General features: G+C 35.1%; 15 protein-coding genes. 9 read left to right on the forward strand and 6 right to left on the reverse strand.

All coding sequences use genetic code 11. From position 1 onward, the window contains the following. Positions 1-101: 101 nt before the first annotated feature. Positions 102-176 carry a hypothetical protein gene (locus SB717_RS32825; RefSeq protein ID WP_242647260.1) on the reverse strand — a complete coding sequence of 25 codons (75 nt, stop codon included), beginning with the start codon at positions 174-176 and terminating at the stop codon, positions 102-104. A 296-nt stretch (positions 177-472) separates the two neighbouring features. On the opposite strand from SB717_RS32825, the gene SB717_RS32830 reads away from it, so the two are divergent. The 8 genes from SB717_RS32830 to SB717_RS32865 all read left to right on the forward strand — a co-directional run bounded on the left by SB717_RS32830 (position 473) and on the right by SB717_RS32865 (position 5,324). Next, complete coding sequence (locus tag SB717_RS32830; RefSeq protein WP_207372809.1) at positions 473-1,009, forward strand: sigma-70 family RNA polymerase sigma factor; 537 nt, start codon at positions 473-475, stop codon at positions 1,007-1,009. Next, positions 1,002-1,172 (forward strand): YvrJ family protein, encoded by a 171-nt coding sequence (locus SB717_RS32835; RefSeq protein ID WP_013060117.1) that lies wholly within the window; start codon positions 1,002-1,004, stop codon positions 1,170-1,172. Before SB717_RS32830 ends, SB717_RS32835 begins: the two co-directional genes overlap by 8 nt. Positions 1,173-1,190: 18 nt before the next feature. Next, entirely contained in the window at positions 1,191-1,382 is a 192-nt protein-coding gene (locus SB717_RS32840) for a hypothetical protein (protein WP_013060116.1), read from the forward strand. A gap of 130 nt (positions 1,383-1,512) precedes the next feature. After that, entirely contained in the window at positions 1,513-2,205 is a 693-nt protein-coding gene (locus SB717_RS32845) for a hypothetical protein (RefSeq protein ID WP_410906948.1), read from the forward strand. Positions 2,206-2,367: 162 nt separating this feature from the next. Further along, positions 2,368-2,610: a hypothetical protein gene (locus SB717_RS32850; RefSeq protein WP_013060114.1), complete on the forward strand. Its 243-nt coding sequence runs from the start codon at positions 2,368-2,370 to the stop codon at positions 2,608-2,610. Between the two features lie 558 nt (positions 2,611-3,168). Next, positions 3,169-3,486, forward strand: coding sequence for a hypothetical protein (locus SB717_RS32855; RefSeq protein ID WP_410906950.1), 318 nt, complete (start codon positions 3,169-3,171; stop codon positions 3,484-3,486). A gap of 12 nt (positions 3,487-3,498) precedes the next feature. After that, a complete protein-coding gene (locus SB717_RS32860; RefSeq protein ID WP_410906952.1) occupies positions 3,499-4,632 on the forward strand; it encodes an FtsK/SpoIIIE domain-containing protein in 1,134 nt (377 codons plus the stop codon). Beyond that, positions 4,629-5,324, forward strand: coding sequence for a hypothetical protein (locus tag SB717_RS32865; RefSeq protein ID WP_410906954.1), 696 nt, complete (start codon positions 4,629-4,631; stop codon positions 5,322-5,324). Before SB717_RS32860 ends, SB717_RS32865 begins: the two co-directional genes overlap by 4 nt. A gap of 119 nt (positions 5,325-5,443) precedes the next feature. Here the strand turns inward: SB717_RS32865 and SB717_RS32870 are convergent, their stop codons facing one another. The 5 genes from SB717_RS32870 to SB717_RS32890 form a co-directional block, all read right to left on the reverse strand. After that, positions 5,444-5,668 (reverse strand): helix-turn-helix domain-containing protein, encoded by a 225-nt coding sequence (locus SB717_RS32870; protein WP_074684090.1) that lies wholly within the window; start codon positions 5,666-5,668, stop codon positions 5,444-5,446. A 393-nt stretch (positions 5,669-6,061) separates the two neighbouring features. Beyond that, the gene (locus tag SB717_RS32875) at positions 6,062-6,694 is read right to left on the reverse strand and encodes a MerR family transcriptional regulator (protein WP_410906956.1); all 633 of its coding nucleotides are present in this window, start codon (positions 6,692-6,694) and stop codon (positions 6,062-6,064) included. Positions 6,695-6,975: 281 nt separating this feature from the next. Then, on the reverse strand, positions 6,976-7,857 hold the full coding sequence (locus tag SB717_RS32880) for a hypothetical protein (RefSeq protein ID WP_410906958.1): 882 nt from the start codon (positions 7,855-7,857) through the stop codon (positions 6,976-6,978). 22 nt (positions 7,858-7,879) lie between these two features. Further along, positions 7,880-8,659, reverse strand: a complete 780-nt coding sequence (locus SB717_RS32885) for a ParB N-terminal domain-containing protein (RefSeq protein ID WP_410906960.1) — start codon at positions 8,657-8,659, stop codon at positions 7,880-7,882. 107 nt (positions 8,660-8,766) lie between these two features. Next, on the reverse strand, positions 8,767-10,050 hold the full coding sequence (locus SB717_RS32890; protein ID WP_410906962.1) for a replication protein: 1,284 nt from the start codon (positions 10,048-10,050) through the stop codon (positions 8,767-8,769). Positions 10,051-11,392: 1,342 nt separating this feature from the next. Between SB717_RS32890 and SB717_RS32895 the strand changes: the two genes are divergently transcribed. After that, positions 11,393-11,587 carry a hypothetical protein gene (locus SB717_RS32895; protein WP_410906964.1) on the forward strand — a complete coding sequence of 65 codons (195 nt, stop codon included), beginning with the start codon at positions 11,393-11,395 and terminating at the stop codon, positions 11,585-11,587. Positions 11,588-12,403: the final 816 nt, after the last annotated feature.

Below are 12,403 nucleotides of genomic sequence, written 5' to 3' on the forward strand. Positions count from 1 at the left end.
CGTTCATGAATGAACAGAAAGTCTCCTTTTTATTTTGCCATACTGATATGAGGTTAAAAAACGAAAGTTTTTCAGTGACCTCGTTTTAGCCTTCTCTTTTTTTAATTCAACCTTGTTTTTACTTTCTTTAGAACTTGAGCCATATGTTTTACAATACTCCTGCCACTCACCCTCATGACTGTATATCCCTGCTTCCTCAAATAAGCATCTTTCTTACGATCATGTACCTTTTGCGCCGGTAAAAAGTTTTTTCTATTAGAGTTGTCATCAATTCCTTTTTATTGAATAATAACCATAATTATGATATAATTAATAGCCTGAATTAGTAATTAAGGCTATTTAAAAAGTAAAAATTTTAGATATAGGTTGTTTTTTTTTGTTTAAAAAGACTTTATTAACTAGAACACTTTAAGATGTTCTAAATTTTTTTGCTAAAATACAGAACATATGTTCTTAACAGGAGGTTATTTGTTTGCTTAAGATAAAAAATCCACTAATTCAAGGTTTTTTAAAAGAAGAAGAGAATTACAGTTTATTTAAAAAATATCAACTTGAGCCTACACAAAAGAATGAACAGAAATTGGATAATAAATTTAAGAAATATTATCTAAAGATACGAGCAATCTCTTATTTCTCTAAAGTTATACATTTTGAGTCTAAAAAGTTTGATAATAAACACAGAACTTACAACAAACGATTCTTAAGCATATTAGATAAACCAGCTCCTGAAAGCGACAATGGAACATTAATTGATTTGTTGATAGATAGTTCCACGAATTATTTCACTGAAGAAGTACCTTCTAAAAACTTGGAAGACTACATCGAAAACCCATCGCTATATTTATCCATTAAAAAGTTATCTTCAAAACAAAAAAAGATTTTATACCTTGCTTATATTAAGGATTTAAAAGATGTTGAAATAGCCCGTTATTTAAATGTAAGTCAACAATATATTACAAGAACTCGAAATAAAACTTTGTTAAAACTTAGGAGGGATTTAAGTGATTGATTCTACAAATATAATTCAGCTTATCGGTAACTTTGGGTTTCCTATGGCCCTGGCAATCTACCTGTTGCTTAGGTTTGAAAATCGGTTAGAGAGTTTAAAGAGCGCCATAGATAAATTAGCAGAAACTATGAGAGAGTTTCCAAACATAAATAAAGATAATTAGGTTAAAAGGAGATAAATTATGCTTTATACAAATGAAGAAATTGAGGAAGTTCTTATTTGTTTAGAATATAAATTAAGGAAATCCTTAAGAGAAACTCATCCAAAATATCGAGAAGATCTTGCACAAAATTTACGCGAATCAATTGTAAGAAAGATGAAGAGCGATACTTTACACAAGTCGCCTAGTTTTTTCACATTAATAAACCAATAAAAAAGCCATTCTAGGCTTTTTTTTATTGAATTAACAATAATTTTTTTGTAAGAAGGTTGTTTTATTTCTTCCTCAACACCCTTTATAAGGTGTAAATAACAAAAGCACTTTAAATTAGGAGGAATTCTTCATGGCAACAAATTACAAATACTCTAAGGAATTATGGTTAAACGGACGTCCACAGCTTCATGTAATTAAAACAAAAATCTCTAATATTTGCACTGAGACTATCTGTAAGCCCCTAACGGACACTTCTTACTATGGAATTAATGGCGCGTTCTTTGACAGCAGAGATTATCATAAAACTCCAAATGCTTCTCGTGCTATTTGTGTAGACACTGGGGAAAGTGGAAAGAAAATTACAGTAGGAGGAAAAACTTTTTATAAAAACTACAACTATAATAATACTTCATCTAACCCAATTTCTCGAAAAACAGCTGTTATTTATACAGTAAGTGGTACGAAAAAGATGACTTCTATGTATGCTAAAACTCGTGATAATGTTGCTGCTAAATACCCTAAATATAATCAAATCATTGGTGGTATGGATTATTCTTCAAAAGCATGGGGAACTAAAGCTTATTCTGCTCCTACTCAACGTACTGTTTTAGCATGGTCTGGTTCATATGCTTATTTGATTGTTACTGAGGTAGCGATGAGTATTCCGGGACTAAAAAAAGCCGTTGAACAGTTAGGGTTAAATTCTGCTAACTCTATTGTATTGGATGGATCGGGATCTACTTCTATGAAGTGTAAAGAATTTGTGAAAAAAGGGGATAAGAGACATATCTTTAACATGGTTAGACTTTTTAAAACCAGTTAAATAAAAAGCAAAAGGGATAGAAGTTCAATTCTATCCCTTTTTTAATATTACATAATTATATTGATATGGTAAGGTTAACCTGTAGAAGTTAAAATATTAATAACCCATGTTTCATCCTTTAACAATAAGTTAATTTTAATAATATTTATGGAGGACTTACAGGTGAATAAAAAAAAATCAAACTATATTATTTTTTCACTATGGTTTCTGGTTTTATTTTTCTTATGGATTATTATATCGCTATCGGCAGGAACCAATGGACAATGGTGGTCTATGTATCGCTTCAATCCAGAAAAATATGGACCGTGGGCTTTAGAATTTTCGTACATAAAAATTATCATGGCTGCTGTTATCTCATTATTAATAGCTTATGTTGTAGCTTTTGTTTTAACAAGAAAAAAATAAAACCCTTAGCTATATGCTATATGTTGATAAATAAAGAAGGCTTTAAAAAAGCCTTCTTTATTTATTCGCCCTGTTAATTAAAGTTTTTGTGAGCCACCTGCTTCTCTTTTAACGTGTTTTAACTTTTTTTAAAACACGCGGAATCCGGTTTACTATGCTTCCACTGATTATCAATACGTTCCACTTTAGGCACTTGAACATCTTTTGACCTCTCGTCCACTTGATAAAGATATAAGCGACTAGGCCAACCCTTAGCATATAAAAATCAAGCACCTATTACATCACTATCTACCGAACCCCTACTGCAGTAAGGGTTCCTTTTTATTTTTCGACTGGACAGGCAAGCTTCCTGCAGTAGCTACATAGTATCTAAAGTATTGTAACTCCGTTATCTAATTAGTAGCTAGTTCAGTATCGCTACCCCGTTAATACAAGCTTTATAACCCTGTTGAAGCCATTTGTGAAATCTGTAAGGGAGCTGAGCCGAAGAGGCGAAGGGGGCGACCGGATGGGGTGAGCTGAAATAACTGAGACATAAAAGGCGAAAAAATAAAAAGAATGAAAGTAGGTACCAGCATGAGAAAAACAAAAGGATTTACCTTTCGAAAAATCTTCTCTCCACCTCACAAACTATCTCTTACGAGACCTCGTCCCTTCAAGGCTTATTCTTTTGTTCCATTTAGTCCACTAGCCATGCTTGACCCCACCATTCTTACTATAGGAGGCATTGTCTTAGGAATTGCGATCATCGAACGAATATTAGAGCGATGGGGTGTCATCGATCTTGTTGATCAGTTCGCTAAGGTCATGCGCTTTATCTTGCCTGTTACCTTCTATAGCGCCTTGATTTACTTTTTTGCGACCTTTATGTTTTGAGGAGGAATATTGATGTTTGAAAAACTCAAATTGCGTGGCCAATTGATTGAAGCGTTTCGTACGGCAGAGATTTACCGGGTGGTGAAACGTGGAGACCGTACCTCCTATCTGTTTCCGAAAATTCATCAAATCGATCATCATCACACCTATACACGGTACGACTTTTCCTTACTGAATGGGATTGAGCCTGAGCTTTTAACGAAAAAAAGGTGGGCATTACGGCAAGTATTAGGCAGCAATATCGAAATAAACGGCAGCCTGAAAAATTTTAGCATCACTGTTCATCACAAAAGCTTACCAAAGATGCTCAATTATAGTTATGAAGCCATTCATGCTCACATAGAAAAAATGGAGCTTCCCGTATGCATTGGTCAAGATATCTATGGAAACCCCGTTTCATGGGATTTTGCGGATTTGGAAACCTTGCTAATATCGGGTGAAATTGGAGCAGGAAAAAGCAGTCTCATGCGTGTGATCCTCACAACATGGGTAAAATATGCCTCTCCTGAAGACTTGCGCTTAGTGTTGGTGGATCTTAAACGAGCTGATTTGGGGCTATTTCATGGTATTGAGCATGTGGATGCGCTTTGTTTTGAGGCTAAGGATATGAGAAAACCTTTTGCCTTATTACGAGCCGAAATGTATCGAAGAGGCGATTTATTGTTAGAGCATGGGGTCACTCATATCAGCAGGCTACCTTTTAAGCTGCCTCGTATCGTTGTGGTAATTGATGAAATGTCCATCGTGAAGAGAGAAACGGAGCTTGTAGAGATGATTCAACAGTTTGCGAGTCAAGGTCGTGCGTTAGGTGTTCATACGATTATTGCCATGCAGCGTCCAGATGCCGATTTGTTGAATTCAGCACTCAAAGCAAACTTGCGAGTTCGAATCTCTGGAAGGCAGGCCGATGCGATAAATGCAAAAGTAGCCGGAGTAATGGGCGCAGAAGAAATTGATGCTGCAGCCAGGGGGCGTATGAAAATTAAAATTGATGAAGTGAAAGAGTTTCAAGCCTACTTCTTAGATGAAGGAGCTTGTAAGGAAATACTTTCACCTTATAAAACGCTCGTAAAAGACCCTGAACCAGAACTAGAAGTGGTATCACAGTCTATTTTTGGTTTATTAGAGAAGGAGGAGCAGCGATGAGTTTCCGTTTATCTCAACGTGATAAAGACATCATAGCGTTTATTAATCAATTTAGAGCCGTGGATCGAGACTCATTAGTGGACCTGATCTTTAAACAACTGAAATCGCCCGTAAATGCATGTAATAGCGTGATGGTACGTTTGTATCGATTAGGGCTCATTGAACGCACACAGCAGTATTCTCCGACGGTCTATTTACCTGTAGATGCCAAAATCAAAAAGAACTCTCAAAAAATATTACATTTCCTTTCTATCTTGGATGTCTATAAACAAATGTGTACGTATAGTGTACCTAAACACGTCATTGTGGAAGATAAGCCCACTGGACGAAAAGGAGGGATTGAACCGGATCTCTTTTGTATTTTTAAAGGATCTCCGTTTTGGATTGAAATTCAACGAAATCGGTATTCAGAACAGAAAATGCAAGCGAAGGTTAAGCTCTATGAAGAGTTTTTCTTTTCGGATGAGTGGAGATCTTTGCATTGGCAGCTAGAAGAACGGTCACCTATCTTCCCCTCTGTCATTTTGATTACACCTGTTCGGTATGCTGTTAATTCTGAACATATCCGCATTATACAAGCAGCAAGTATTCATGAATTAATGGAGAAATATAAAAATCCCCAGAAGCAACAAAAACAAGCGAAGCTAAGAGAACAATCTTCTTCAAATGGAATCAGAATCAATTTAACTTAAGCATAAATACTTATATTAAGTTGCATTTCAAAGCCTAACTATATTAGTTAGGTTTTAATTATTTAGTAGATATATAATTACCAATATGTATTTAACATTACCTACATATCTACATCTATTTAAATATCCCAGAAATCATTTATCTTAGCACTACTATCTACTTTACGGACTGTTTTTAAAATCTTCTTTATTATATCTTGTCGAGGAATATAATCTTTTTCATTACAAACTATGCCTATTGTCTTTCGGCTAACTCCACAAGCTTTAGAAAATTCAGTAGTAGTGATACTATGTTTATCAAGAAACTTACCTAACTTACTTCTCTTTTTACCCAGTCCAAACATTTAAATCAACCTCCTAAAAGTATATTTGCCTAAAATGAGAAGAAAAATACTCACTTTGACGAACAAAATACACATATTGGACGGGTGTAGACTCATAGGTTATATTAGGACATTAAAGAATGCAGTTAGTTAAAGAAGTATGAAGCTCATAAAATGCCTATACAGTAGTTAATAAATAAAAGTCAGAAGTTATTTAGAATACTGTCGATATTTTTGTCATAATCATATAGCATGAATACAGTTAAGACCGCCTTATATACTAATACATAATGGGCGGTCTTTGTTGTGCATATTCCTTTTATATTTGAAAACGAATAATTTCAAAAGCGCATATCGCTTTTTTTGCGCTTTTTAGCGCTCTGAACGTTGCTATTATAGGAATAGTAGCGCTTCTTAATCCTTCCCGAAAAGCTTCTGGAATAGTCCTTTTTTTCCTTCTGCTTGTGAAGCACTTATTTGTTGTTTCAGCTCTTTAATTTCATTTAAGATGATATCTGTATGTTCATTTTTATATTCATCTTTATTGTCATCGTTAATGCTCGTTTCTATTGCCTCTTTACTAGCAGCAACTTGTAATTGCATCTTAGTGATCGCCTCAAGAAGTAGTTTATCTCGTTTTTGCATTTCTTCTAAAAATAAAGCATCTCGTTTGGCTATGAAGTCACTAAATTTCCTTTCCAAATTATCAATATAGTTATCTAAATCACTCTTGGATAGCGTTATAGAGTTTTCATCTTCTTCTTTTTCAGTAATAGCGCTTATCGCTTTTTCTGCGCTTTTTTCCTCAATAAGCTTTGCTGCTACGGCTTTTGTTGCGCTTTCTAAACTCTCTCTTTGAGCCAAAAGAGTCTTTAAATTCGCAAGTGCGAAAATCTCGCGCTGATAATAAATACGTTGTCCTTTATGATTTTTCTCAAATTCATACCCATGACTCTCAATCATAGAACTCCAGTTTCGAAGGGTTGCAGGGTTGATATCTAGGTGCATATATACTTCTTTAGCGAATACACCGTATTTGTTGTTCATATTCTTCCTCCTGAATACATAATATCTAATCTTATTCTCTGTATATGTATAGAATCCTTTTTATTATATCATAGCGCTATTTGCGTGCTATTTAGTTTAACTCATGTTTAACTTACGGGGAATAGAACTTGTTCGTAAATATCAAGTTCAACTAAAGGTGAACTTGAGTTGATTTAGTAATTCATTATTTTTCAAAAAGAAAATGCCTCTGTATAGAATAACATACAGAGGCATTTTGAGATTATTATATATTTGTAGTGTGAGCTTGTTTAATTGTAGCTTTAAAATTCCTTTTGGCTATTCGAGTGTGAAAGAGAAGAGACAATGCGTTCATTTGATAGGTATGTCTTTTCCTTTGAGTATAGCTTTAACCCCATAATATCAGGATGAACCTGTACGTTTATGGAACGATAATGTAAACCGTAATCTTCTACACTAGGGAAATCAATGTTGAACTTCTCATTGTACTCAGGTTTGAAATAATTAATTAGAGCTGCTTCCGTTACATCTATGATTTGATTATTTAATTCCAGAGGCGGATTCTTTGTGATTTCTTGTAGTTCGAGTAGATCTTCGTCCTCACTGTCTATTTCCTCTAATAATTGTGATTTGAACTCCAATAATAGAAGGGCTAGATCTTTTTCTGGATATTCACGTAAAATAGCTTCTTCTACCTTCTGTAACGTAGGATCAGACATTAACTCTTCAGCAGGAAGACGCTCTCCATATTTTCCAAATGCCTGTCCAATATAAACAATCTCTGTATCTAGGTAATACTTTGAATCCTCACGGTAGACATGAAGGAGATTTAATTCGACAGGGCCTTTTTCCCAACCTGTGAATACCATCGCTTTACGTGGCTTCTCATACTCAAATTCAAATTTTCTGTGATCAAATTCTGGCATATCATCCGAAAAAATAGAAATGTCCAGTGTCTCTCTTGAAGTATGTTCTCCTGTTCCAACAATTACGTCAAAACGTATATAATCTTCAAAGAATTGGACAGAATCTTCATCTATATTTAATTTTGGGATGAGTGTAGCCACGTAAATATTATATCTTCGATCATCTGACGATAAATAATCTAGATCAAAAGGGTAACTCATGCTTAGATGATAAGCCCATGTTTGCAGTCCAAACTCTGACATATATTTGGTATTCATAGCTACCTCCTTAGATAGTACGTTATTTTTGATCGTCATAGACAACCGGAACGTTGTCCATTTTCATGGTTTTAGCTACGATGTAACGACGATAACCATCTTTTAATACTTTCGATCCTTTTTCAATCGTTAACGGCTTATCAAGGTGTCCTGTGCGCTTTACGAATTCAATGACTTCTTCTGTTTTCACAGGGTTTGGACGTGTCTTTAAAAAGGCTTCAGGAACGATAATATCATCAAAACTCACAACATCCTTTGTTCCTTTCGGCTGAATAGGTTGCTGCTTCTTTGGTGGCGCAGCCTTTTGCTCTTGTACAGGTGTTTTTTTCACTTCTGGCTGTACCGTTTTAGCGTCCTTTTTCTCTTCTTTTGCTATAGGTTGAGAAACAGGATCTTGTTTTTCTTCCTGCTTGGTAGCTACAACCTCTTGTTGAGCCTTAGAAACCTCTTGTTGGGCTTCTTTCTTATCTTTTGCCTCATTGGCTTCTTTGTCGTTTTTATTCGGGAGAACGGTAATCTGGAAGCAGATGATACCAATTTCCCCAGGGCACTCGTCAATCGGAATATCTAGTGTTGGTTCCCCTTGAATTAAGATCTTTTCATGCATAATACTCTTTTTTGTTAGTCCGGTTTTATTAAAGGCTTTCTTCGCAACAAACACGGTATACGAAATAAACGTACTCTTCTTCAGTCCTTTAGGAGCAGCAGGTGAACCTTTTTCACGCATATCAAAGGCAACGTAGCGATCGTATTCTCGTAATGGTCCTGTCGCAGATCCTGTTAGGGTCATTTTATGTGGCATAGTGATCTCCTCCTACGTAGTTTTATATATTGATTATTTAGAAGTATGTTCTAAATAATAATACTCTTAGTAAACATCAGCTTCCAAGGGATTTCTTCACTTTTGAATTAGGAAGCTGAGCCTTTTAACTGGTCCTGTTGGTGCAATAAAGCTTGTTCCTGTGGTGTTAAGGCTTGTCCTAGATCCTGTTTTAGCTGCGCCATTTCTAACGAACTGTACGTAGAACTGTGCTCTTTGAGTAAGTTTTCTTCTTCTGACGTTAGTTCTTGCCCTAAATCTTGCTTTAACTGAATCATTTCAAGCTGTTGATCCAAAGAAATAGTTTCTTCTTGTGTACACTCATTTTGCTCCTGTTCAGCTTTTAACCAAGCAGGAACCAATTCCTTGCGGATGATATGTTTAGGCGTTAATAAAGCTGTCTTAGCTTCAGTATGTATGTCTGACTCAGATGTTTGTTGTTCTGTATTCCCTTTAAGTAGATTCGTAAATTGATTGAATGCAATTTGATAAACAAGACGGCACATTTCATCCAGTGAGAGGGTAGTACCCTTGTGATTCGCTTCATGGACATATTTATCTAAACCAACAATGGCTGTATAAGCAACTTCATGTACTTGTTCTTTGACAATCTCAATCTCTGTATCTCGTTTTACTGCTTTTGCAGCATTTTGAATACGAGCATAAAAGTCTTTTAGTTGATGACCATATTTTCCTGCATACACATTATTTACTTTCTTAGGAACACCTACGATATAAGCAAATGACTGTGAAGCAGATATTAAATGATTATTTAAATGATTTTTAGGTAAATCAAGGTTAATAAAGGGGGACGACGTTTTTTCGCCCTCTAAGCTTGGTGTATCAACGTTTTCAGCACTTTCTGGACTTGTCACAGGAGTTGTCACAGGAGTTGTCATTTCTTCTTGTTGAAGCGTTTGAATACCTGTTGTATCGTGTGCAAAAAAGATTTCCTCACAAATTTGATCAAAATTCTTATGGCTTTTAAGGATAAACACATAGCTATCAGGATGAGCACCTGTCGTATCTTCTTTGATATAACGTGCCACGATTATAAACGGTGTTGCTTTTAACGATTTCACAAAGCGAGAAACGGTACTTTGGGATACATCAAACTTTTCCATAAGTGTTTTTGAGTGAATCGCTTGAATGCCTGTAGCAACAAGGTTATAAATCACGTAATCTAACATTTCCATCCGTTTTTTAGGGAATACTTTATGTAGGGCTTCTTGTTGTTGTTTAAAGTATGTACGAAGGGTTTCTAAAAACGCCTCTTTCTTTTTACGAAGGGTAGGCTTTTCTTTCCATAACCATTTGAATCGTCCGTTGAAGGTATTTACATCGGGTAAATAGCAAGTTAATATCTTGTTCATTTGTTCATCTTCTCCTTTAAGGAACACAAAAAAGACATTATCTCCCTTGTAAAAGGAAAACAATGCCTCAATTAAGATAAACTAAGCCCTTGAAATAGATGTCAATTTCGTATAAAATAAAACCATAAGTTTTAAATTAAACAAAACTAACTCCATTAACAAGAGACTTCGACAAGTGTTTTCCCTACCGTAATTAGGGGGAACGGTTTAAGAGTGGTTGCACACTACTTAAACAGTTGAAGTCTTTTTTCTATCCGCACGTTTTTGTTAGTTTTATTATAGCGTTAACTAGTCTCATAATTCAATAAAAATTAGCAAAATATATCAAAACAAGTATTTTTAGCTACGATCCGTTTGTTATTTCTTTAGGAGTCGACTCCATCATAGCTGAATTTGTGGAATCTGGGGAGGGGTATTTTTTTACCCCTCCCTAAATATTTAAAAGTATGTTATAATGCTAGATTTTTGACGAAGTTGAAGAATAAGTGATTCGTACATTTTCAATGATAATCGCAAATGGTTCTCCTGAGTAGGGTGATTTTTTGTAGTCCTTTTTTGGAAAGAGGGTGAGAAAAAATCACCCTATGCAGCATGTTGAAAATATGATAGGAGCAATTTCTACTCCATGTAGAAGCTGCTTTTTTGTCGAAGTATGAGGTTGGAGATTATCCTGAAATTTTCACAGCACTCCACCATTTTAGTGCCGGCCCTAATTAAAACTTTAAGGTGTTCTTCCCAGTCGAATTATTCATTAAAAATAGCTAATTTACGAACCAGATTTTTCAAAATTGCTGTCATGATTGTTCGAATTTCTTTACTTCCCCATCAATTTTTTAACAGTAGTAAGATTAACAGTTCTCATTTTACTTCCTATATTTTATTTGAAATCCCCAAAATAGTGGTGCCTTTTAAAAAATAGAGAAAAGAGCATAAGGGGTTTTTGCTATCACAGGGTGTGATAGGCTAGGCAGAGCCTAGCAAAACCATGATATCATGCAAAATCTTCAAGGAACCCCCTCAGCGCACCTTCAAATTGAAGGATAGTCCCTTCAGAGACCCTTCAGTAATCACAACATTTGTGCCACAAACCCCTTCGCCGCACCCTCATATTTGATAAATGTCCCCTCAAGGGTCACTTCATTTTGAAGTGTTTTTTTGAAAAACAATACAGAAGCAAGCAATCTTTTTTTATTTTCTTTCGTACGTTCATGGTTAAAATTGCGGTTTATTTTCACTTACAATAAAAGTGATTTACGCGTGCTTTTTTATCATTTATAAATCAATTTTTATCCTATAAACGATTATGGTAGAAACGGAACATAATCGTCAAACGCAACAGGAAATGAATGAATTACAACGTGATATGAAGTACCAAGTGGAAGAGGAAAAAGCCGATACGAAATCAAAAATTGCGATAAAAAAGGACGCCATTCAATCGAGTGATGCAAGCATTCAGCTCTATAAAAATGAACAAAAAAGTTTACAACAGAAGCTTCAAAAATTGAATGAAAAGCAACAAGATTTAGCCATGAAGTGAAAAAACACATGTTAACAGTAGGTCAACATGTGTTTTTTTTATGTTCACAGCAGGTTCCCATCACTGATTTTTTATGTTCACAGTAGGTTCACATGGCAGGGGTTAGGTCAACAGCAGGTTCACATTCAACAGGTTTTCTTGTACCCACGGTTTTGCTAGGCTCTGCCTAGCCCGACACCTATGGTGGGGGCAAAAACCCCTTATGCTCTTCTCTCTTTTATAGTGAGGAACCACAACTTATAGGAAGAAAACGAATGTAATGGATCTATTTTTACAAAATATCAATCTGATTGCTGTTGGAAAAACAGCGAAAGAAAAGACCATTGCTTCCTAGGAATTTATAAAAGTTAACTTAAAAAGGAGGGGGGACCGATAAGAAATAAAGGATTATGACAAAGGGAGAAAAGAGAAATTGTAAAATAGATTTAAGAGATTTTTTGCACGGAATAGTGGAGCACAATTTTAAAAGAAAGGAGTACAGTTCAAGAAATGGAACGCTAAAAAAAGCAAAAGTTTGAAGGGTAAGTGAAGGATGTCTATTTTTTCATACTTGAAAGGTAGAAGGAAGAAATAAGCAATCGAAAGGAGTTTCTATGATGTTTCTTTTTAATAATTAGTTGAGATATTCCGTATAACACAAACGGGATGTAAACGAATATACATCCCGCCATATGAAGAAGGAAAAAGCAGCTTTTAATGCAGCATATGATCTTTAAGGAACAACTCATTTACGTAATTCCATTGCCTAATGAAACAGTAACTTGAAAAAGTATATTCTCTTTAACAAACACCTCATTTAAGCATTGAGCTAAAAAA

Origin of the sequence: Priestia sp. SIMBA_032 (genome assembly GCF_046535215.1) — a bacterium.
Lineage (GTDB): Bacteria > Bacillota > Bacilli > Bacillales > Bacillaceae_H > Priestia > Priestia aryabhattai.